This window comes from Streptomyces sp. NPDC058086, from assembly GCF_042885015.1.
Lineage (GTDB): Bacteria > Actinomycetota > Actinomycetes > Streptomycetales > Streptomycetaceae > Streptomyces.
Map to the genome: position 1 here is coordinate 14,571 of NZ_JBHVST010000005.1, position 20,538 is coordinate 35,108.

Here is a 20,538-nt window from a genome sequence, read left to right on the forward strand (position 1 = left end):
GTCACAGGATCGCCAGGGGATTGACGGGCGAGCCGGTGGCCGCGGGCAGTCGGAGCGGGGCGATCACGCACAGGAACGACCAGCGGCCTTCCCGCGCGCAGATCGGCGCGAGGTCCTCGAACCGCAGATAGTCGAGCAGATGCAGCCCCATGGCGTGGACGGCGAGCACATGCACCGGGAACGCGACCCCTCGCACCACGCTCGGGGCCGTGTCGTTGTTGCCGTCACTGCCGAGTACCGCCACCTCCCGGTCGGCCACGAACTCCATCGCCGTCGGATGGAGTCCGGCACGGGCGGTGGCCACGTCCCAGGGGCCCAGCTCCTCGCGGCGCCGGCGGTGTCCGACCCGTACGAGCAGGATGTCGCCGCGCCCGACCCGCAGCCCCTGCCGGGTCTCGGCGGCGGTCAGGTCCTCGGCGGTCACATTCGATCCGGGTTCGAGCCAGGAGACGCCGTGCACCCGGGGTATGTCGAGGAGGACCCCGCGTCCGACGATGCCGTCACGGGCCAGCTCGACGGACAGGACGCTCGCGCCCTCCGGCGACAGCGCGTCCGCAGCCGGTATTCCGCCGTACAGCGTGCCGTCGTAGATGACATGGCACAGCGCGTCGAGGTGACTGTCCACATCGCCGTGCACGTTCATGGCGAAGCGGTCCCGCGCGAAGTCCAGGCCCTCCGGGACCGGTTCGCCGCCGGCCGGAGCGGTGAGCCGGTGCTCGGCCGGATCGGCGTCGTCGGGTTCGACACGGGTCTCCACGGGGGCGGCGAGCGACACCGTGTGTCCCGAGCGCACCTCGCGGACGGCCGCCAGCACCTGTTCCGCGGTGATCGTGTCCAGGGCACCCCGGCGCGTGCTGCCGCCGGAGGCCATGCCGCGCAGTTGGCGGTAGAGCGACCGGAACTCGGCCTCGCTCAGCTCGTCGGGCATCGGCATGTCACCAGCCTCCGACAGAAGCCGGATTCCGGCACGCCGAGTTGCCGGGGGCAGGCACCGCCGCGTTAATGAAGGAGCGACCTGTCCACGTCACAAGCGGCGCACCGCACCGGAACGCGGAGGTCGGGATGGACATGATTCATGTCCGCGCGGTGTGCCCGCCGGATCTCACGCAACGCACCATGTCCCTGCTGGGCGAGGAGCCGTGCGCCTTGAACCTGGTCCTCCAGACGGGCAGCGTACGCAACCCCGACGGTGACGCCATCGAGTGCGACGTCCTGACCGGGGCCGCGAACGAGGTGTTGCGCGGCCTGCGGGACCTGGGCCTGGAGCGCCATGGCTCCATCGTCCTCGATCCGGTGGACACGGTGTTCTCGGAACACGCCGCGAGGACCGGGGCCGAGCAACTCGGGGCCCTGCCGAGCGCACCGGTGTGGGCGCAGGTGGAGGCGCGGATCCGGGCCGAGGGCAGATACCCCCCGAGCTTCTACCTCTTCCTGGTCATCGCCGGGCTCATCGGCGCGGTGGGCATCATCACCAACTCCCAGATCCTCATCGTCGCGGCCATGGTGGTCGGACCCGAGTACGGGGCCATCACCAGCGTCGCCCTCGCGATCGACCGCGGCTCCCGGCCGAGAATCCGGCAGGGTCTGTCGGCCCTGCTGGTGGGCTTCGTGCTGGCCGTTGCCGCGACCTTCCTCTTCTCGCTGCTCGTCCGCGGCTTCGGGCTCCAGCCGAGGGCCTTCGAACTGGGTGTCAGGCCCGTCTCGAATCTGATCAACACCCCCAACTTCTTCTCGGCCGTGGTGGCGGTGCTGGCCGGCGTCGTTGGCATCGTCTCGCTGGCCGAGGCCCGGACCAGCGCACTCCTCGGCGTCTTCATCTCGGTGACCACCATTCCGGCCGGGGCCGACATCGGGGTCTCGTGCGCGTTCGGCAGCCGGGACGAGGCCTGGGGGTCGCTGCTCCAACTCCTGCTCAACATCGTCGTACTGATCGTGGTCGGGACCGGCACGCTCAAGTGCCAGCGGGCGATCTGGCGGCGGGTGGGCGAACGCCGGCACCGGCGCGAGGTCAGGCGGACGGCGTAGGAGCGGACGGCGCCGGAGCGGACGGCGTCGAAGCGGCCGTGGTCGAGGGAGCCCCGGTGTCCAGGAACTCGCGGATCGCGAAGGCGACCAGCACGATCACCACGGTCCACACCACGACCCACGTGGTCGGGTAGCTCCAGGTGAACAGCACGATCGCGGCGACCGCCAGGATCGCGACGCCGATCCACCGCTTGAAGCGGTGCACGAACCGGCCGACCGGACCCAGCGGGAGCCCCGCCGACACGGCGACGTCACGCAGGGCGCCGATGCCCCTGCGACAGCCCGTACGGATGAGGACGGCGATCCGGGACGGCCCGACGAGGAAGGCGCCGGCGGCCGTCACGAGCGCGAGCGCGCCGACCGCGCGTACACCGGCGCGCAGGAACCTGACCAGCGAGTCGAACACCGTGGCGGCGGCGTCCTCGGACGCCCCGACGGGCAGATGGTCGAGGTAGATCGCCCGCGCGAGGGCGAGGACGATGCCGAGCACGACCATGGCGGCGAACACCCCGAGCGCGGCCCCGATCAGGGCCCGGCGACGGTTGCCGGCCAGATACACGCCCACGGCGGCGATCAGCACGGCGAAGACGGGGAGCCAGCCGCCGATGATGTCCAGCACCCTCAGATACGTCTTGATCTTGCCGACGTCCTTCGACGCGAACACCACGAAGTCCGTGTGGATGGCCGGAATCCGAGCGGCCGGCTTGAAGCCGGCGCTGACCAGTCGGTCCTTGACCTGGGCCACGATCGGCGCCACGTCGATGGTGACCTGACCGTTCTTGGCGGACACCGCGCCGGTGGCGTTGCCCGTGAGGGCTTTGTCCAGCGCGCTGTGGGCCCGGCGGTTCGCGTCCACCCAGACGGTCTCGAAGGCCTTGCTGGAGACCACCCGCTGCACGGTGTCGCCGACCAGACTCTTCAGACCGCTGGTGATCGGGCCGCCCAGGTCGCCGAGGAGCGTGGCGACCCTCGGTGGGGCACCCTTCTCCGCCGCCGCCTGCTCCAGATCCTTGACCAGCGCGTCCACGTCGATCTGCGCCAGGACCGCGGTGGTGACCCGGTTGGTGACCGCCTTCTGCACATCAGGATCGCTCGCCAGCGGTCCCACGGTGGCGACATAGCGGTCCGTGTCCCGGACGATGCTGTTCGCCCAGACCGCGACGACGGCCAGCAGCGACAGCAGCGAGGCGAGGAGAATCAGCAGGACCGAACCCGTCGAGCGGAGCCAGTGGTGCCGCGCGGCCCCCGCCGGTCCACCGCTCTCCAGAGCGCTCACCCGGTGCCGCAGCTCGTCCAGCTCGTTGCGCTCCCGCGCCGAGAGCCGCTGCTCGCCGGACGGTTCTGGGGGCTTCTCGTCCGGGTTCGGTGGAGGCGGGCTGCTCGTCATGATTACAGCAGAGGGGTACGGATCCGATCCCGCGACCCGGACCGGCCCGGCGGGTGAACGCCGCACCGAGGTGCGGTGCCTTCCGTCCGATGCTGCAATGGGATCCGGGGCCCGTGGATGCGCAGGCATTCGGGGGCAGGGGGAATTCCAAGACCACCCAGGGGTGAAGCCGTGAGCGATTCCGCCGTGAGTGATGAATTCGCTGAAATGGGCCCTATCGATTACATCGTCGTCGAGTTTCCCGGCAACCGCATGACCGGCGAAGGCCTTCCCCTGCTGGTCGACCTGGTGGACCGCGGCCTCATCCGGATCCTCGATCTGATGTTTGTCAGAAAGGACGAGGACGGATCCGTGGTCGGCCTGGAAATCGCCGACCTCACCGGCGACGGAGCCCTCGACCTCGCCGTCTTCGAGGGCGCCTCCTCCGGCCTGCTGGGCGAGGACGACATAGAGGAGGCGGCCAGTGCCTTGGAGCCCGGCAACTCCGCCGGAATCCTGGTCTACGAGAACTTGTGGGCCGCCCCCTTCGCCACCGCCCTGCGCCGCGGTGGTGCGCAGATGGTGGCCTCCGGGCGCATCCCGGTGCCGGCCGTGCTGGCGGCGCTGGACGCGACGGAGTAGCACACGGCCGCCGCCCGCGCGTTCGGGAGGCATCGCCGCCGTACCTGTGGGCGCCTGATCCGTCAGGGGCCCGGGCGCTCGGCGCAGTGTTCGACGGCGGCCCGCACCCGGGCGAGGTTCGCCGGAAGGGCGGCCGTGGCATCCAGGGTCAGGCCCGGCTCGTCCGGCTCCAGCGGCTCCAGCGTCTCGAACTGCGAGTCGACCAGCCGGGCGGGCATGAAGTGGCCGGTGCGCCGGGACACGCGGACCCGGGCCGTCGCCCGGTCCAGGGCGAGGTACAGGTACCGCAACGCCGGCCCCCCGGCTTCCCGGAACTCGTCACGATAGGCGCGCTTGAGGGCCGAACAGGCGACGACCAGTCCCTCGCGGGCCTCGGCGGAGCGACGGATGCGGTCGGAGAGGGCACGCAGCCAGGGCGCGCGGTCGGCGTCGTCCAGGGCGTGGCCCGCGGTCATCTTCGCGATGTTCGCCGCGGGGTGGAAGTCGTCGCCCTCGACGAACGCCAGGCCGAGCTCCACGGCGATCGCCTGGCCGAAGGTGGTCTTCCCGGATCCCGTCACGCCCAGGACCACTATGATCGGCGGCCTTTTCCCGTCCGCTTCGCCGCGTCCGGCGCCGCCCCCGGTCACGGGTTCTCGGGTTCCCGGCCCGGTGCCGTCTGCCGCAGGTCCCCCTCGGTGAGGGGCTGGAGGGCCCCGCGGGTGTCCAGCCGGTAGAGCAGGACGAGCGGCGGCCCGACGAGCACCACCGCGATGACCGTGACCAGCATCAGCCAGCGCAGCGTCGTCGACGCGCCGGCCGCCTGGGACACGGTCAGTGAGGTGGGGATGAGATAGGGCCGCTGGGCCAGTCCCCAGGCCACGACGACGAGGGCCACGCTGCCGATCGCGGTGACCCTCGCCCATCCCGTCGCGACGTGGTACAGCAGCCAGGCGGTGGTCAACGCGCAGACGACGGCGATGAGCACGAGGACGAGACCGGTTCCGCCGGTCAGCCCGTCGTGGACGTACGGCGCGTCGTCGTGGGTCACGGCGAGGCCGACGATCCCCAGCACGGCGAGGACGACGAGACTGCACCAGGCCCGCAGTCGGAAGTAGCCGATGAGGTCGGGGGCGTCGAAGCGGCGGGCGTCGGCGGTCAGGAACACCGCCCCGAGGAAGGCGGTCGCGGCGACGGTGAGCAGCCCGGCGATCACGGAGGTCCCGTTGGACCAGGCGTCGGCGGACGCCTGCGTGCCGGGAGCCACCCGGCCCGTGGCGATCCCCCCGACCGCCGCGCCGAGGAAGAAGGGGGTCAGCAGCGAGGAGACGGCGAAGGCGGCGCCGTAGACCCTGCGCCGGGCGAGGCGCAGCGTGGGCTTGCGCAGGGCGAAGCCGGCACCGCGCAGGACGAGTCCCACGGCCGCGAGTGCCAGCGGGAGCCACATGGCGGAGAAGATCGTCTGGAACAGGACCGGGAACCCGGTCCACATGATGACCAGGACGAAGATCAGCCAGACGTTGTTGGTCTCCCACACCGGTTCCATGGCGTGGTCGATGAGCCACCTGGGGCGCCTGCCGCGTTCGGCGCCGCCCGCGACGAGGTCCCAGAATCCGGCGCCGTAGTCCGTGCCACCGGCACACGCGTAGGCGGCCACCGCGGCCAGCAGCACCCAGGCGACGACGTCCTCGATCATTCGTCTCCCCTGTCCCCGCTCGCGGTGGTCGACAACGGGCGGGGCCCGTAAGGAGTGTCGCCCTCCAGGTCCTCGGCGGCGGCATCCGTGGGCGCGCCCTCGTCGGCCAGGCGCCAGCGGTGGCTCATCTTCACAAGGAGGGTCAGGAAGGAACCGAGGACGAGCACGTAGACCACCACGACGATGCCGAACATCGTCCACAGGGAGGCGGCGCGGGTGCCCGTGACCGCCTCCGAGACCCGCATGTTCTGGTAGACGATCCAGGGCTGTCGGCCCACCTCGGTCGTGATCCAGCCGCACTCCACGGTCAGCAGACAGGCGGCGCCGGCGAGGGCGGCACACCGGAAGAACCAGGGCGACCGGGGCAGTTCACGACGCCGCAGCCAGCACCAGCCGTACCAGAGCGCGAGCAGCACGAGCAGGCTTCCGACGGTCACCATGATGTCGAACGCCCAGTGGGCGATCGTGGCCTGAATCACCGTCGGGCGGTCGCTCGCCGGGACCGATGTCAGTCCGGTCACCTCGGTGGCCGGTCTGAATCCGGCAAGGATCGAGTCCAGTTGGGGGATCTTGATCCCGCCGGAGATCGATCCGTCGGCATGCAGACGTCCGAAGAGGTACTCCGGTACGTGGGTGTCGGTCTTCCACACGAGCTCGGTGGCCGCGAACTTCACGGGCTGCTTGTGGAAGACGGAGCGGGCGATGGAGTCCCCGAGCACGAACTGGACGGGGGTGAGGATCGCGGCGACGGTGAACGGCACCGTGAAGCCGAGCCGGTGGTAGCGGTCCCGGCGGCCGCGCAGCAGACCGACCGCGTACACCCCGGCGACGACGTATCCGGCGGTCAGGACCACGCCGACCACGAAGTGCCAGTACTCGGGGCCGAACATCGGTGTGAAGACCGCCTGCCGCACATTGACGTTCACCGGCTTGCCGGACGCGTCGAGAGTGAAGCCGCGCGGGGTGTTCATCCAGGCGTTCGCGGCCACGATGCCGAACGCCCCCATCAGGGCGGCCAGCGGCAGGGGCAGGCCGAGCCAGAAGTGCGTCCACGGCTTGAGTCGGCGCCAGCCGTACAGGTAGATGGCGATGAGGATCGCCTCGAGGAAGAACGCCCAGGCCTCGATCCCGAAGCCGAGGCCGAAGACATCGCCCCACCGGCCCATCATCCCCGGCCACAGCAGACCGAACTCGAAGGACAGCACGGTGCCCGTCACGATGCCGATCGCGAACTGCAGGGCCATGACCGCCGACCAGCGCCGTGCGAGCAGCAGGGCTACGGCGTCGCCCTTGCGCAGCCCGCGGTAGTGCATGAGGAGCGTGATGGCGGGCAGGGCCACACCGAAGGGTACGAGCAGGATGTGGGAGGCCAGGGTGAAGGCCATCAGCTCCCGGGCGGGGAGGAGTTGCGGTGGGCCGTCCGCGAGAAGGTGGCCGATTGCGCTGTTCACATGACCTCGGTGGTTCGTACGGGATGGCTGAGGGGCCCTGCGCTTCAGCCGCCGGTGGCGAAACCGGGGAACAGCGTCATTCCGCCGTCCACGTAGATCGTGGTGCCCACGACGTAGTCGAAGAGGTCGGACGCGAGCGCGGCCACCGCGTTCGCGATGTCGTCCGGGTCGCCCACACGGCGGTAGGGGATGAGCCGGAGGAGGTCGGCCTCGGCCTCGGGGGTGTCCCATGCGTCGCGGTTGATGGGCGTGCGAATCGCGCCCGGAGCGACTGCGTTCACCCGGATCCCCCGCGGCGCGAGCTCCTGGGCGAGGGTCGCCATGAGCATCTGCACCCCGCCCTTGGACGACGCGTAGTTCACATGGCCCGCCCACGGGATGATCTGGTGGACCGAACTCATGCAGATGATCTTCCCGGCCGAACGGGAGACCTCGGGGACGACGCCCCGCCGCAGGAACTCCTTGGTCGCTTCGCGGGCGCACAGGAACTGTCCGGTCAGATTGACGTCCAGCACCTTCTGCCACTGGGCCATGGTCATCTCGGTGACGGGAGCGTCGCGCTGGAGCCCGGCGTTCGCCACCATGACGTCGATGGTCCCGAACTCCTCGACCATGCGGGACACCATGCCGACGACCTGGTCCTCCTGCGACACGTCCGCCTCGTGCGCGTAGGCGCGCACACCGAAGCCCTCGATCTCGCGCACGACCTCTTCCGCGGCGTCCCGCCCGGACACGTAGTTCACCACCACGTCGGCGCCCACCCGGCCGAGGCCGATGGCCGTGGCCTTGCCGATCCCGGAATTCGCGCCCGTCACCAGCGCCTTCTGCCCCTTGAGGAGAGGGAAGGCAAGGGGTTGGCGACCGTCACTGCCGCTGGTTTCCACTCGTGTCTCCCTGTGGGTGCCGACTCGGATCATCGGAGGAATCCGCTTTTCGGAGGAATCCGCACCACAACGAAAACACCGGTGAGTCGGGACGGCTCGTCGGCACGTCCGCTGTCAGCCGGTCGGGGGGCCGACCCGGGCTGAACGGCCCAATGCGCCGGCGGGGTCGCCCCGGACGGCGTGCTCGGCTACTCGGTGCGGGGCTGCCGGCTGATTCCGACGCACAGCGCCCAGATGACGAAGGCGTCCACGGCGATCAGCACGATGGCCCAGACGGGGTAGTACGGCAGCCACATGAAGTTGGCGATCATCGACAGGCCTGCCAGGGCGATTCCGACCACGCGTGCCCACATCGCTCCGGTGAACAGGGCGGCGCCGGCGAGGACGACCAGGACGCCGAGGGAGAGGTGGATCCAGCCCCAACTCGTCAGATTGAAGTTGTAGGCGTAGTTGCGGGTGAGGACGAAGACGTCGTCCTCGGCGATGGCGGAGATTCCCTCGAATATCGCCATCACTCCGCCGAAGATCATCATGACTGCGGCGAAGGCGGTCCAGCTGGACGCCCACGGTCCGCCGCTCCCGGTCTCGTGTCGCTGGTGCATCCCAGTCGTGGTCATATCGAGCTCCTCCCACGTAGACCTCACCACTGACCTGTGACCGGTCGGTGGTCCACATTTCAGCTTGCCATGAGAGTCACCGACCGGCAGAACGGCGGAATTCCCGGGAGGCGGCGCCGATGCCGATGTGCGGGGGAATCCGTGCGGTGCTCCAATGGAGGTGTCCGACGCGCCGAGAATTGCCCGTCGGTCAAGGAAGCGTGTTTATTCGCAGGCCGCTTTTCCAGAAAGGAAACAGCCGTGCCAGGTCTCCTTCGCGGGGTCGCCCGCACAGCCGTGGTGGCCGGTACCGCGACCGCCGTGTCGAACCGTGTGTCACGCCGTCAGCAGGGGCGATGGGCTCAGCAGGATTACCAGGAGGCCCCGCCGCAGCCCGCGCCCGCCGCGCCGCCCGCCCCGTCGGCCGACGACATGAGCAGCAGGATCGATCAGCTCAAGCAACTCGGGGAACTCAAGGCCCAGGGTGTCCTGACCGAGGCCGAATTCGAGGAGCAGAAGCGCAGGATCCTTGGGTAGTGAGGGTCCATGAACCTCACCACTCCGGAAGGCCTGCTGTGGGAGCCCAGTGAGCGCTGGGTGCGCGGCCGCAAGGGCGAGGTGACGGTCGTCGACAGCCGGCACCCCGTCCTCGTATGGGAGCCCGAAGTGCCCGTTCCCCTGTATGCGTTCCCGCGTGAGGAGGTCCGCGAGGACCTGCTCCGCCCGGCGAAGAACCCGCGGACCGGCACACACGGCGGATCGCGGGTCTTCTACGACCTCGAGGTCGACGGCGAACTGCTGGAGAACGCGGCCTGGACGTTCCCCGCCGAAGACCTGGCCGGCCACATCGCCTTCGAGTGGTTCCGACGCAGCGGCCGGGGACTCGACCACTGGTACGAGGAGGACGAGGAGATCTTCATCCACCCCCGCGATCCGCACAAGCGGGTGGACGCCCTCCCGAGCAGCCGTCACGTCCGGGTCGAGATCGACGGCACGGCGGTCGCCGACACCCGCCGTCCGGTGCTGCTCTTCGAGACCGGCCTGCCGACGCGGTACTACATCCCGCGTGAGGACGTCCGCCTCGACCTGTTCGTCCCCAGCGACCTCAGCACGGGGTGCCCCTACAAGGGCACCGCCAGGTACTGGTCGTGGCGGTGCGGCGGCAACATCCCGGCGAACCTCGTGTGGAGCTACCCGGAGCCACTGCCCGCGGTGGGCGCCGTCAAAGGCCTCCTCGCCTTCTACAACGAAGCGGTCGACATCACCGTGGACGGGGAACGCCTGGAGCGCCCCGACACCCCGTTCACCTCGACACTCTCGGCGCGACCGGCGACGTGACGGCGGCGCGGGCCGCTACTCGGCCTTGTTGACGAAGTCGTCGGTGTAGGTCTTGGACAGGTCGACGGGGTGACCCTTGACCGTCGGGTCGAAGGCGGAGAGGACCTTGTAGACGGTCTCGGGACCGTCGGCGGGCATCAGACCGTCGGGGGAGTACATGCTCTTCTCGTTCTGGAGCGCCTTGGCGTAAACGGCCTTGCCGACGCCCGCGTAGTAGTCGGCCGGCATCCTGTCGGCGATCTCGGCGGCGGAGTGGGCCTGGATCCACTTGAGCGTCTCGACGTAGACGTTGACCAGCTTCTGCACCACCTCCGGGTTCTTCTGGACGTACCCGGTGGTGAGGTAGAGACAGGAGGCCGGGTAGGTGCCGCCGAGCACAGCCTTCGCGCCCGCCGCCGTGCGCATGTCGATCAGCGGCTCGGCCAGCTTCTTCCGCTCCAGCAGCGAGACGGTCGGCTCGGTGGTCATACCGGCGTCGATCTCCTTGTTCTGCATCGCCGCCACGAAGGCGGAGCCCGCGCCGACGGCGACCGACGTGGCGCTGCCCGCCTTGACGCCGTTCTTCTCCTCCAGGTACTGGGTGAGGAAGTTGGTGGAGGCGCCGAGGCCGGTCACGCCCAGGTGCTTGCCGCCGAAGTCCGCCGGGCTCGTGACGCTGCCCGTCTCGTCGGTGCGGACCATCTCGACCTCGCCGGGGGCACGGAGCAGTTGCACGACGGACTCGGTGGACCTGCCCTTGGACCGCAGGTCGACGGTGTGGTCGTAGAACCCGACCACCGCGTCCACCTGGCCGGAGACCATGGCGGTCTCGGCCTCGACCCCGTCCGGCTCGTCGTAGAACCGCACATCCAGGCCCTGCGCCTGGTAGTAGCCCAGCTCCCGGGCGAGCGTCACCGGCAGATAGATCTGCTTGTCGAGGCCCCCGACCATGATCCGCACCACCGGAGTGCCGTCGCCGTTCCCTGACGCGACCGCGGCGCTGGACCCGCCCCCTCCACTGCAGGCGGGCACGGCCAGCGCGAGGGCGACGCAGGCGCCCCTGGCGAGCAAGGACGTGGTGACCGGCTTCATCGCTGGTCTCCTTTGCGAGCGGGTGGGCGGGGACATGCGGGCGTGGCGCAGAAGGTACCCGCCCGAGGCTCGTGCTCACGGCCCGGGGCCGCCCAGGTGGCAGGCACCTGGGCGGCCCCGTGATCGGCGAAGGCTCAGCCGTTCGGACCCGCCGGGGTCGTGGTGGTCTTGAAGCCCTCGGTCTTGTTGGCCTTGATGGCGAAGTCGTTGGTGAACGTCGTGGCGAGGTTCACCTTCGAGGTCGCATGGCCGACCAGTTCCTCGGTCGCCAGGACGGTCTTCGGGCCGCCGGCCGGCATGATGCCGTCCGGGAGGAACTGGCCCTTGTCCTGGGTCAGGGCCGAAATGTAGTCGGCCTTGGTGACCAGCTGGTTCTGCACGTACGACTGCGGAAGCTTGTTCGCGATGTCGGTCGCGCTGTGGGTGTTGATCCAGTGCATGGTGGCGACGAGCGCGTTGACCACCCTCTGCACCGCATCCTTGTGCGAGTTCACCCAGTCGGTACGGGCGATGACACTCGCGGCCGGCCAGGCGCCGCCCATCGCGGCCTTGGCGCCCGCCGTGGTGGCCAGGTCGATCGCGGAGGAGCCGACGCCCTTCTTCTGGATCGCGGCGACCGTCGGCTGTGTCGTCATGACGCAGGCGGCCTTGCCGTTCTGCAGCGCGGCGACGGCGGTGGAGCCCGCGCCGACCGCGATCCGGCTGAGGTCCTTGGTCTTGAGGCCCTTCTGCGCGGCGAGGAACTGGGTGAGGGTGTCGGTGCCCGAGCCCAGGTCGGTGACGCCGAGCGTCTTGCCCTTGAAGTCGGCGGCAGACTTGACGCCGCTCTTCGTGGTGCACATCTCCCGCTCGCCCGGCGCACCGGAGAGCTGGACGACGTCCTCGACCGCCTTGCCCTTCACCTGGAAGTCGATCGTGTGGTTGTACCAGGCGCCCGACATGTCCACTTGCCCAGAGGCCATGGCGTCCTCGGCGCCGACGCCGCCGTCCTGCTCGGTGCTCAGTTCGACGTTGACGCCGTACTTCTTGTAGAAGCCGAGCTGCTGGGCGAGCTGGTACGGCAGGTAGATCTGCTTGTCGAGGCCGCCGGCCATGAGCTTGACGGTCGGCGTGGAGCCCGAACCGCCGCTCGCGGCGGACGAGTTGCCGGAACAGGCGCTGACGGCGCCGAGGGCGAGAACGGTGAGGACGGACGCGGCGACGGCGACGGGTCGTCTGGACATGGCTGACCACATTCCTTTGCTGAGGGTTCTGAGATGAAGTGGGGGGAAGTGCGGGGGCGTCAGAGGGAGTTCGCCTCGGACGGGGCCGGCGGGCGCCAGGACAGCAGCCGGTGCTCGAGCTTGCCGATCAGCCACTCGGCGCCGAGCACGATGACCGAGATGACGAGCATCGTCGCGAACACGCCGTTGGGGTCGAAGTTGTTCTGCGCGGTCTTGATGACCAGGCCGAGCCCGCTTTGCGCGCCGAGCACCTCGCCGACGAGCGCGCCGACGATGGCGAAGCCGAAGGCGCTGTGCAGGCTGGCGATGATCCAGGTGAGCGCGGACGGCACGATGACGTGCCGGATGATCTGCAGCTGCGAGGCGCCGAGCACCTTGGCGTTGGCGAGGATGTTGCGGTCGACCTCACGGACGCCCTGGAAGGCGTTGAAGAAGACGATGAAGAACACCAGCACCGCGGCGAGCAGGATCTTCGGCAGCACTCCGATGCCGAACGCGACGATGAAGATCGAGCCGAGGACGATCCGCGGGATCGCGTTCACCATCTTGATGTAGGGGCCGAGCACGTCCGCGAGGAAGCGGCTCTGGCCCAGCGCGACACCGAAGACCACTCCGGTGACGGCGCCGAGGGCGAAGCCGGCGAGCGCCTCCTGGATCGTTGTCCAGATGTTCGCGTAGAAGGATCCGAACTCGGTGCCGTGCTGGAAGAGGTCGACCAGCCGCTTGGCGATGCCGGACGGCTGCCCGAAGAAGAACGGGTCGACGATCCCCCAGGTGGTGAACGCCTGCCAGCCGCCGAGGACGAAGGCCGCGAGGCCGATGCGGCCCGCCCACACCAGCGCGGTGCGCCGCCGGGCGGCCCGCTTCGCGGTGGCCGCGGCCGAGGGCGGTGTGCCGTCCTTGACCAGCGGGGCGGAAACTGCGGATGTCGTGCTCATGCCGTACCTCCTGCGGTGCGTGCGTAGGCGCGCTCCACCTCCTCGCGCAGCGTTTCCCAGATCTGGTGCTGGAGTTCGATGAAGCGGGGCTGGAAGCGGATCTCCTGGACCGCGCCGCGCGGGCGGGGCAGGTCGATGTCGAAGACCGCCTTGACCGATCCGGGGCTGGACGTCATGACGACGACCCGGTCGGCGAGCGCCACGGCCTCGTCGAGGTCGTGGGTGATGAAGATGACCGACGGACGGATCTGCTCCCACAGGCCCAGCAGCTCGGTCGACATGATCGCCTTGGTCTGCACGTCCAGGGCGCCGAACGGCTCGTCCATGATCAGGATCTTCGGTTCGTTGATCAGCGCCGCGGCCATCGCCACGCGCTTGCGCATACCGCCGGAGAGCTGGTGCGGGTAGCGGTCCTCGAACCCGGACAGGCCCACCCGGCGCAGCCAGTCGCGCGCCGAGACCTGGGCCTTCTGCTTGGGGATGCCGCGGAAGACCGGGCCCATCAGCACATTCCCGAGAACCGTCTTCCAGGGCAGCAGCGCGTCGGTCTGGAACATGAAGCTGACGCCGTCGGTGACGCCGTCCACCTCACGGCCGCCGACCTTGACCGAGCCCTCGCTGGGCCGGTCGAGCCCGGAGACCATGCTCAGGGTCGTCGACTTGCCGCAGCCCGTCGGGCCCACCACCGCGCAGAACTGGCCAGGCTCCACGGTGAACGAAACGTCCTGCAGCGCCGTGAACACCTCACCCGCGGGAGTCAGAAATCGTTTGGTGAGCCCTGAAATCTCGACTCGCGCGCTGTCCTGGCCGCTTTTGTCGGCGACCGTGCTCAACGCGGCATCGTTTCGCGAAGCCATCTGAGGCCGTCTCCTTCCCTAACCTCGGGGTCGAGGAAGGCAGACGCTAGAGGCCGCCCCGTATTACGTCGCTGTTTCAGACGTATCTCGCGTTAGTTGTGTTAACCGGGGTTCTGCGCGTTCTGCTCAGTGGGGCAGGGGTGGGCAGAATTTCCCTGGTGGGGCACAATCACGCCACCACGGGTTACGGCGAAGGGGCCGGGCCCGGCAGCAAGACAAGGGCGAAGGCACCTGTGATGCCCATCCGAATCCGGATCGGCCGCGCCGGGAAGGGGAGGCTCTCCGCGCGGATTCTGGCCAACCAGCTGGCCATCCTGGCCCTCTCCGGAGCCATCGGTTTCGTACTGTTCGCGTTCGCTCAGCGGGCCGAGATCGACCGCTCCTACGAGCAGCGTGCGCTGGCCATCGCCCTGACCACCGCCGCCGAGCCGCAGATCCAGCAGGCCATGGAGTACGGGGGTGGCGGCGACATCGTGCAGACCGTGGCCGAGCGGATTCGGATCGCCTCGCGGGCGTCGTACGTGGTCGTGATCGACCTGCACGGCATCCGTCACTCGCACCCCACCCCGGCACTGATCGGCGAGCCGATCGCCGAGCCGATCGCGGTGCTCGACGGCCGCTCCCACGTCGGCTCCGACCAGGGCGCGACCGGGCGGTCCGCCAACGGCAAGGCTCCGCTGAAGGGGCCCACGGGCACGCTGGTCGGCGAGGTGTCGGTCGGCATCCCGGAACACAACGTAGTGGGCGAGCTGTGGCGGGAGCTGCCCACCTTCGGTCTGTATGCCACGATCGCCACCGCCCTCGGCTCGATGGCCGCGTTCCTGCTGGCCAGACGCCTGAAGCGGACGACGTTCGGGCTGGAACTGGAGGAGATCGCCGGCCTGCTGCAGGACCGGGAGGCGATGCTGCACGGCATCCGCGAGGGCGTGGTCGCCTTCGACCCCGAGGGCCGGGTCACCGTCATCAACGACGAGGCCCGCCATCTGCTCGGTCTGGGCACGGCACTGGGCAGCCGGCTGGACGCACTCCTGCCCGAGGGGCGGCTGCGCCGGGCACTGGACGGCAGCCTCACCGGGACCGACATCACGGTCCTCACCGACGACCACTGCCTGGCCGTCAACCGGATGCCGGTGACGCTGCACGGCCGCGCGCTGGGAGCGGTGGTCACCGTGCGCGACCGCACCGAACTGGTCGGACTGCTCAGGGAGCTGGACTCGGTGCGCGGGCTGACGGACGCGCTGCGGGCCCAGCAGCACGAGTTCACCAACCGGATGCACACCCTGGCCGGGCTGCTGGACGTGGGGGAGTACGAGTCCGCGTACGAGTACGCCGTCGAGCTGGCCGGAGCCGACCAGGAGCTGACCGAGTCGGTGCGCGAGCACATCGGCAACGCCCTGATGGTGGGTCTGATCGTGGCCAAGACGACGGTCGCCGCCGAGCGCGGCGTACGGATCGTGCTGGGCGAGGACTCCGCGCTCGGCGAGCAGCCGCCGCATCTGCACCGGCTGCTGACCATCGTCGGCAACCTGCTGGAGAACGCCCTCGACGCCGCGGTCGGCGGACCGGCCCCGGCGGGCGGCCGGGAGGTACGGCTCACGGTCGTCGAGGCCACCACGGAGGTACTGGTGCGGGTGGCCGACACCGGACCCGGCATCCCGCCGGGCGCGGCCGAGTCCATCTTCGAGGACGGCTGGTCGACCCGGCCGGACCGTGGCACCGCCCGGCGCGGCCTCGGACTGGCCCTGGTCCACCGGCTGGTCCAGCGGCACGGCGGCACCATCACGGTCAGCGAGGGGCCCGGGGCGGTCTTCACCGTGACGCTGCCCCTGCCGGACGTCGCGCCCGCGCCGCAGGGCGCACTGTTCACGACGGCCCCGCTGGTACCGGCGGGCGCCCTGGCCGCGGCCGATGGAGGGGAGCGCTGGTGATACGGACCCTGGTGGTGGACGACGACTTCCGGGTGAACGGACTCCACTGCACATACGTGGCCCGCGTCGAGGGCTTCGAGGTCGTCGGCCAGGTGGCGAACGTGGCCGAGGCGCTGGACGCCGTCCACACGCTCCACCCGGAACTGCTGCTCCTCGACATCTTCCTGCCCGACGGCAGCGGCCTCGACGTGCTGCGACAGCTGACCGGCGACGCGGGTGGCGCCCGCCCCGACGCCATCGTGATCACGGCCGACCGGGACATCACCTCCGTACGGACCGCGATGAAGCTCGGAGCCGTCGGATACCTCGTCAAGCCCTTCGGCGCCGACGCCCTGGCCGAGCGCCTCGCCGCCTACCGCGCACTCCAGCACCGGGTGAACGTCCTGGGCCCGGAGGCGGAGACCGACCAGGCCGACGTGGACGCCCTGTTCAGCGTCGTCCGCCCCTCCGCCCTGCCCGCGGTACCGGCCAAGGGCCACTCCGCGCCGACCCTCGCCCTGCTCCACGAGGCGGTCCGCACGGCCCGCCGGGACATGTCGGCGGCCGAGGCGGCGGAACTCACCGGCGTCTCCCGCGCCACGGCCCAGCGCTACCTGTCCTACCTCGTCCGGGAGGGCATGGTCCGACTGGAGCTCCGCTACGGCGCGACCGGCCGCCCCGAGCACCGCTACCGCACCGTGTCCTGACATCGCGACCGGTGCCTGCGGAGCACACTGAAGGCATGCTCACGGCGGGCCGCTCCCGCCCCGCCCTCCACCCACAGGAGTGACGCATGCCCCTGCTGCGTACAGGCGACCTGGACCTCTACCACCAGGTCGTCGGAGAGGGCGACCCGCTCGTCCTCGTCCACGGTTCGTGGAGCGACCACACCTCGTGGCAGCCCGCGATCGAGGCCGACCTCCGTGCGTCGTTGCGGGTGGTCACCTATGACCGCCGTGGTCATGGGAAGAGCGAAGCGGGGCCGGGCCAGGGCACCCGCCGACAGGACGAGGACGACCTCGAGGCCCTGATCGAGCGGCTCGGACCCGCGCCCGCGCACGTGGCGGGCAGTTCCTTCGGAGGGTCGATCGCACTCGGGCTTGCGGCGCGCCGACCGGAGTTGTTCCGCAGCGTCACGGTCCACGAGCCCCCGCTCGTCGCGATCGTGGCTGACGACCCGGACGCACTGGGACAACTGCGCCCGACGCAAGCCTCGATGGACGCCGTACTCGCCCATCTCCGCAAGGGCGAGCACCGGCAGGGCGCACGGCAGTTCGTGGAGGAGGTCGCCATGGGACCCGGCACCTGGGACCGGCTGCCCGCCGCCGTGCGCGAGACATTCGTGCACAACGCGCCCACCTGGCTGGACGAACAGTCCGACCCCGACTGGGCGGAGATCGATACCGACGCCCTCGCCCGGTGCGCCGCACCGGTACTGCTCAGCGGAGGTACCCAGAGCCCGGTGTGGTTGACGACGATCCTCGACCGGCTGGCCGCGGCCCTGCCGCGGGCGCGGCGGCAGACCGTCGAAGGGGCGGGACACATTCCCCACGTCACCCATCCGCGGCGGTACGCCGCCGCCCTCACCCGCTTCCTCCGGGCGTTCTGAGGCGCGGGCCCCGCCGCTCGTCGGTACTGTCGGAAGTGATCGCCGCTCGCTCTCCGCTCCTGGTTCCCCGACCGGGCGGCGGGGCGAAGGAGGCAGGGTGTCGTGACCGTGATCTCCCTGAAGTCCGCCCAGGTGCGGGCAGGACTCACGCTGCCCTACGCCGAGGCCGGCTACCCCGGCGGCACACCGGTCGTCTTCGTGCACGGACTCGGTGACTCCTGGTGGGCCTTCGAGCCCCTCCTCAGGCGCCTTCCGGCCGCCCTGCGCGGTTACGCGCCCACCCAGCGCGGCCATGGCGACGCCGACCGCCCTCCCGAGGGCTACACGCCCGAGGACTACGCCGCCGACCTCGTCGCCTTCCTGGACGCCGTCGACATCGACCGCGCCGTGCTCGTCGCGTCCTCGAGCGGCGGCGTGGCCGCCCGGATGGTCGCGGGCAGCCACCCCGACCGGATCTCGGGGCTGGTGCTGATCGGCGTACCCGGCACGCTGGAGGACAAGCCGGCGGTGACCGGGATGCGGGAGGCCGTCGAGGGACTCTCCGACCCCGTACCCCGCGAGTTCGTCGAGGAGTTCCTCTCCGGCGCGGTGGACCGGCCCGTCGCCAGGGGCCTCGTCGAGACGATGATCGACGAAAACCTCAAGGTCCCCGCGTACGTCTGGCAGGAGACCCTGCGCGGACTGCTCGACACCGATCTGCGCGCGACCCTCGCCGGCATTCTGGTGCCCACCCTCGTCATCTGGGGTGACCAGGACGACCTGCTGCCCCGCGGCGACCAGCAGACCATCCTGGACGCCATCCACGGTTCACGCCTGATCGCCTACGAGGGCGCCGGGCGCGACGTCCACTGGGAGCAGCCCGACCGTGTGGTCACCGACCTCGCCGCCTTCGTCACGCACCTCGAACACCCCGCGACTCCCGGCCCGTCATGAAGGCGTGCAGGACGGCCGATTGGCCAGATTGGCCAGTTACTTATTGAATACCCGCGGTTACATCCACCTGGCCGACAAGACTTGCTATCGTGTTACTCGTTGGTAGCAAGCCGAACGAGGGTCACGAGGGGCCGGCGTATGCATCGCCGCTGCTCCTCGGGCGGGTTGGTCGAGACGGACTGTCCGGCAAGGGGGCCGGGCGGCCACGGCGCCTGCGCATACGCACCCCGCGGCCTTCGAACTCCAGTTTTCTCGCTCACTCATTCGAACAGGTGAGACTCCTCATATGGCTCGTTCCCTGGTCGACTTACTGACCACGCATGCCTCGCAACAGCCGGAGCGGACGGCATACCGCTACCTCGTCACGGGCGACTGCGACGGAGAGATCCAGGACATCTCGTACGGACGTCTGGCCCGTCGGTCCCGAGCCGTCGCCGCCTGGCTGCAGGAACGCGGTCTGGCCGGATCCCGCGCACTGCTGCTGTACCCGCCCGGCCTGGAGTTCATCTCCGGCTACCTGGGCTGTCTTTCGGCCGGGGTCGTCGCCGTGCCGGGCGTTCCCCCGCAGGGGCGGTCGCAGAACCAACGTGCCCTGACCCGCATGAAGCGCCTGATCGCCGACGCGGACGCCAAGGTGATCCTGGGCGGCCGTGAGGTGCTCGCCACCCTGGCCGCCCAGGGGGAGCACCTGCCCGAACTGGACGCGATCACCTGCGTCGCCACCGAGGACATACCCGACGAGGCGGCCGACTCCTGGCGCGAACCCGGCCTCACCGACGACTCGGTCGCCTTCCTCCAGTACACCTCCGGCTCCACCTCCGCCCCGCGCGGCGTGATGGTGACGCACGGGAACCTGCTGGACAACCAGCGGGCCATCACCGAGCGGATGGGCCACACCCCGGACACGCTCGCGGAGTACGACCACGAACTGTTCGTCAGCTGGCTGCCCGTGTACCACGACATGGGCCTCATCGGCCCGGTCCTGAACACCGTCCACCTCGGCGCCACCGCCACGCTCTTCTCGCCCCTGCACTTCCTCCAGCGGCCCGCGCGCTGGCTGACCGCCCTCAGCCGCTACCGCCCGCACACCAGCGGCGGCCCCAACTTCGCCTACGAGCTGTGCCTCAAGCACGCCACCCCCGAACTCCTCGACGGACTCGACCTCGCCCGGTGGAAGGTCGCCTTCAACGGCGCCGAACCGGTACGGGCCGCCACCCTGCGGCGCTTCACCGAGACCTTCGCCCCGGCCGGCTTCCGGCATGAAGCCCTGTACCCGTGCTACGGCCTCGCCGAAGCCACGCTCATCGTCACCGGCGGCTCGGCCGACACCCCGCCCACCCTCGCCGCGGCCCCCGGGGCAAGTCCGAATGCGGGCGCGGCCGACGCGGCCGCCGTCGGCTCCGGGCGGCCGATCCCCGGTACGACGGTGGTGATCGCCGACCCCGAGCGGCGGGAGGAGCTGCCCGAAGGGGAGGTCGGCGAGATCTGGGTGAGCGGCGCGAGCGTCGCCAAGGGCTACTGGCGCAACACCCTCGCCACCCGCGAGACCTTCCGGGCCACGCTGAACGACCGTCCGGACCGTTTCCTGCGGACCGGCGACCTCGGATTCCTGCGCGAGGGCGAACTGTTCGTCACCGGCCGCCTCAAGGACCTGATGGTCATCGACGGACGCAACCACTACCCGCAGGACCTGGAGCTGTCCGCCGAGATGTCCCACGGCGCGCTCCGGCCGGGCTGCACCGCCGCGTTCTCCGTGGACGGCGGTGCCGAGGGCGAACAGCCCGTCATCGTCGCCGAGACGGCCCCGGACGCGGCGGCCGACTCCGCGCGGATCACCGAGGTGATCCGCAGCGCGATCGGCGAGGCCCACGGCCTCGCGGTGCGTGACGTCGTGCTGGTCCACCCCGGCACCATCCCCAAGACGTCCAGCGGGAAGATCCAGCGCCACGCCTCCCGGGCGGCGTACCTCGCCGATGCCCTCGCGGTGGTCGGCGCGCCCGCCGCGAGATGAGGTAGACGAGGT

Annotated in this window: 20 protein-coding genes; 9 read left to right on the plus strand and 11 right to left on the minus strand. The window is 70.2% G+C overall.

Annotation, left to right across the window (positions count from 1 at the left end; all coding sequences use genetic code 11):
• Nucleotide 1: 1 nt before the first annotated feature.
• A complete protein-coding gene (locus ACFVWD_RS05320) occupies nucleotides 2–934 on the minus strand; it encodes a cyclase family protein (RefSeq protein WP_389594062.1) in 933 nt (310 codons plus the stop codon).
• Between the two features lie 128 nt (nucleotides 935–1,062).
• Between ACFVWD_RS05320 and ACFVWD_RS05325 the strand changes: the two genes are divergently transcribed.
• Nucleotides 1,063–2,025 (plus strand): DUF389 domain-containing protein, encoded by a 963-nt coding sequence (locus ACFVWD_RS05325; protein ID WP_389594063.1) that lies wholly within the window; start codon nucleotides 1,063–1,065, stop codon nucleotides 2,023–2,025.
• Here the strand turns inward: ACFVWD_RS05325 and ACFVWD_RS05330 are convergent.
• On the minus strand, nucleotides 2,009–3,412 hold the full coding sequence (locus tag ACFVWD_RS05330; protein ID WP_389594064.1) for a hypothetical protein: 1,404 nt from the start codon (nucleotides 3,410–3,412) through the stop codon (nucleotides 2,009–2,011). The genes ACFVWD_RS05325 and ACFVWD_RS05330 overlap by 17 nt on opposite strands.
• 207 nt (nucleotides 3,413–3,619) lie before the next feature.
• Between ACFVWD_RS05330 and ACFVWD_RS05335 the strand changes: the two genes are divergently transcribed.
• Entirely contained in the window at nucleotides 3,620–4,033 is a 414-nt protein-coding gene (locus tag ACFVWD_RS05335; protein WP_389594065.1) for a DUF6325 family protein, read from the plus strand.
• Between the two features lie 62 nt (nucleotides 4,034–4,095).
• Here ACFVWD_RS05335 and ACFVWD_RS05340 read toward each other — a convergent pair whose 3' ends face one another.
• The 5 genes from ACFVWD_RS05340 to ACFVWD_RS05360 form a co-directional block, all read right to left on the minus strand.
• Complete coding sequence (locus ACFVWD_RS05340; RefSeq protein ID WP_389594066.1) at nucleotides 4,096–4,662, minus strand: gluconokinase; 567 nt, start codon at nucleotides 4,660–4,662, stop codon at nucleotides 4,096–4,098.
• Complete coding sequence (locus ACFVWD_RS05345; protein WP_389594067.1) at nucleotides 4,659–5,708, minus strand: cytochrome d ubiquinol oxidase subunit II; 1,050 nt, start codon at nucleotides 5,706–5,708, stop codon at nucleotides 4,659–4,661. The genes ACFVWD_RS05340 and ACFVWD_RS05345 overlap by 4 nt, the downstream gene beginning before the upstream one ends.
• The gene (locus ACFVWD_RS05350) at nucleotides 5,705–7,093 is read right to left on the minus strand and encodes a cytochrome ubiquinol oxidase subunit I (protein WP_389594229.1); all 1,389 of its coding nucleotides are present in this window, start codon (nucleotides 7,091–7,093) and stop codon (nucleotides 5,705–5,707) included. Before ACFVWD_RS05350 ends, ACFVWD_RS05345 begins: the two co-directional genes overlap by 4 nt.
• A 110-nt stretch (nucleotides 7,094–7,203) precedes the next feature.
• Entirely contained in the window at nucleotides 7,204–8,043 is an 840-nt protein-coding gene (locus ACFVWD_RS05355; RefSeq protein ID WP_389594068.1) for an SDR family oxidoreductase, read from the minus strand.
• 188 nt (nucleotides 8,044–8,231) lie between these two features.
• The gene (locus ACFVWD_RS05360; protein WP_389594069.1) at nucleotides 8,232–8,660 is read right to left on the minus strand and encodes a hypothetical protein; all 429 of its coding nucleotides are present in this window, start codon (nucleotides 8,658–8,660) and stop codon (nucleotides 8,232–8,234) included.
• 240 nt (nucleotides 8,661–8,900) lie between these two features.
• On the opposite strand from ACFVWD_RS05360, the gene ACFVWD_RS05365 reads away from it, so the two are divergent.
• Nucleotides 8,901–9,176: an SHOCT domain-containing protein gene (locus ACFVWD_RS05365; RefSeq protein WP_389594070.1), complete on the plus strand. Its 276-nt coding sequence runs from the start codon at nucleotides 8,901–8,903 to the stop codon at nucleotides 9,174–9,176.
• 9 nt (nucleotides 9,177–9,185) lie between these two features.
• Entirely contained in the window at nucleotides 9,186–9,977 is a 792-nt protein-coding gene (locus tag ACFVWD_RS05370) for a DUF427 domain-containing protein (protein ID WP_389594071.1), read from the plus strand.
• A 15-nt stretch (nucleotides 9,978–9,992) separates the two neighbouring features.
• Here ACFVWD_RS05370 and ACFVWD_RS05375 read toward each other — a convergent pair whose 3' ends face one another.
• From ACFVWD_RS05375 to ACFVWD_RS05390, 4 genes are all read right to left on the minus strand, one after another.
• Nucleotides 9,993–11,048, minus strand: coding sequence for an ABC transporter substrate-binding protein (locus ACFVWD_RS05375; protein WP_389594072.1), 1,056 nt, complete (start codon nucleotides 11,046–11,048; stop codon nucleotides 9,993–9,995).
• A 134-nt stretch (nucleotides 11,049–11,182) separates the two neighbouring features.
• The gene (locus ACFVWD_RS05380) at nucleotides 11,183–12,271 is read right to left on the minus strand and encodes an ABC transporter substrate-binding protein (RefSeq protein ID WP_389594073.1); all 1,089 of its coding nucleotides are present in this window, start codon (nucleotides 12,269–12,271) and stop codon (nucleotides 11,183–11,185) included.
• 59 nt (nucleotides 12,272–12,330) lie between these two features.
• A complete protein-coding gene (locus ACFVWD_RS05385; protein ID WP_389594074.1) occupies nucleotides 12,331–13,209 on the minus strand; it encodes an ABC transporter permease in 879 nt (292 codons plus the stop codon).
• Entirely contained in the window at nucleotides 13,206–14,066 is an 861-nt protein-coding gene (locus tag ACFVWD_RS05390; RefSeq protein WP_389594075.1) for an ABC transporter ATP-binding protein, read from the minus strand. Before ACFVWD_RS05390 ends, ACFVWD_RS05385 begins: the two co-directional genes overlap by 4 nt.
• A gap of 236 nt (nucleotides 14,067–14,302) precedes the next feature.
• Between ACFVWD_RS05390 and ACFVWD_RS05395 the strand changes: the two genes are divergently transcribed.
• From ACFVWD_RS05395 to ACFVWD_RS05415, 5 genes are all read left to right on the plus strand, one after another.
• Complete coding sequence (locus ACFVWD_RS05395; RefSeq protein ID WP_389594076.1) at nucleotides 14,303–15,994, plus strand: ATP-binding protein; 1,692 nt, start codon at nucleotides 14,303–14,305, stop codon at nucleotides 15,992–15,994.
• Nucleotides 15,991–16,680, plus strand: coding sequence for a response regulator (locus ACFVWD_RS05400; protein WP_389594077.1), 690 nt, complete (start codon nucleotides 15,991–15,993; stop codon nucleotides 16,678–16,680). The genes ACFVWD_RS05395 and ACFVWD_RS05400 overlap by 4 nt, the downstream gene beginning before the upstream one ends.
• Nucleotides 16,681–16,766: 86 nt before the next feature.
• A complete protein-coding gene (locus ACFVWD_RS05405) occupies nucleotides 16,767–17,582 on the plus strand; it encodes an alpha/beta fold hydrolase (protein WP_389594078.1) in 816 nt (271 codons plus the stop codon).
• Between the two features lie 102 nt (nucleotides 17,583–17,684).
• Nucleotides 17,685–18,515 carry an alpha/beta fold hydrolase gene (locus ACFVWD_RS05410; protein ID WP_389594079.1) on the plus strand — a complete coding sequence of 277 codons (831 nt, stop codon included), beginning with the start codon at nucleotides 17,685–17,687 and terminating at the stop codon, nucleotides 18,513–18,515.
• A 286-nt stretch (nucleotides 18,516–18,801) separates the two neighbouring features.
• Nucleotides 18,802–20,526 (plus strand): fatty acyl-AMP ligase, encoded by a 1,725-nt coding sequence (locus ACFVWD_RS05415; RefSeq protein WP_389594080.1) that lies wholly within the window; start codon nucleotides 18,802–18,804, stop codon nucleotides 20,524–20,526.
• Nucleotides 20,527–20,538 lie beyond the last annotated feature (12 nt).

What these genes read in the sequence shown, in the direction of transcription:
- ACFVWD_RS05320 (WP_389594062.1), bottom strand. Translation starts at nt 934, where the DNA reads ATGCCGATGCCCGACGAGCTGAGCGAGGCCGAGTTCCGGTCGCTCTAC.
- ACFVWD_RS05325 (WP_389594063.1), top strand. Translation starts at nt 1,063, where the DNA reads ATGGACATGATTCATGTCCGCGCGGTGTGCCCGCCGGATCTCACGCAA.
- ACFVWD_RS05330 (WP_389594064.1), bottom strand. Translation starts at nt 3,412, where the DNA reads ATGACGAGCAGCCCGCCTCCACCGAACCCGGACGAGAAGCCCCCAGAA.
- ACFVWD_RS05335 (WP_389594065.1), top strand. Translation starts at nt 3,620, where the DNA reads ATGGGCCCTATCGATTACATCGTCGTCGAGTTTCCCGGCAACCGCATG.
- ACFVWD_RS05345 (WP_389594067.1), bottom strand. Translation starts at nt 5,708, where the DNA reads ATGATCGAGGACGTCGTCGCCTGGGTGCTGCTGGCCGCGGTGGCCGCC.
- ACFVWD_RS05350 (WP_389594229.1), bottom strand. Translation starts at nt 7,093, where the DNA reads ATGGCCTTCACCCTGGCCTCCCACATCCTGCTCGTACCCTTCGGTGTG.
- ACFVWD_RS05360 (WP_389594069.1), bottom strand. Translation starts at nt 8,660, where the DNA reads ATGACCACGACTGGGATGCACCAGCGACACGAGACCGGGAGCGGCGGA.
- ACFVWD_RS05370 (WP_389594071.1), top strand. Translation starts at nt 9,186, where the DNA reads ATGAACCTCACCACTCCGGAAGGCCTGCTGTGGGAGCCCAGTGAGCGC.
- ACFVWD_RS05375 (WP_389594072.1), bottom strand. Translation starts at nt 11,048, where the DNA reads ATGAAGCCGGTCACCACGTCCTTGCTCGCCAGGGGCGCCTGCGTCGCC.
- ACFVWD_RS05380 (WP_389594073.1), bottom strand. Translation starts at nt 12,271, where the DNA reads ATGTCCAGACGACCCGTCGCCGTCGCCGCGTCCGTCCTCACCGTTCTC.
- ACFVWD_RS05385 (WP_389594074.1), bottom strand. Translation starts at nt 13,209, where the DNA reads ATGAGCACGACATCCGCAGTTTCCGCCCCGCTGGTCAAGGACGGCACA.
- ACFVWD_RS05390 (WP_389594075.1), bottom strand. Translation starts at nt 14,066, where the DNA reads ATGGCTTCGCGAAACGATGCCGCGTTGAGCACGGTCGCCGACAAAAGC.
- ACFVWD_RS05395 (WP_389594076.1), top strand. Translation starts at nt 14,303, where the DNA reads ATGCCCATCCGAATCCGGATCGGCCGCGCCGGGAAGGGGAGGCTCTCC.
- ACFVWD_RS05405 (WP_389594078.1), top strand. Translation starts at nt 16,767, where the DNA reads ATGCCCCTGCTGCGTACAGGCGACCTGGACCTCTACCACCAGGTCGTC.
- ACFVWD_RS05415 (WP_389594080.1), top strand. Translation starts at nt 18,802, where the DNA reads ATGGCTCGTTCCCTGGTCGACTTACTGACCACGCATGCCTCGCAACAG.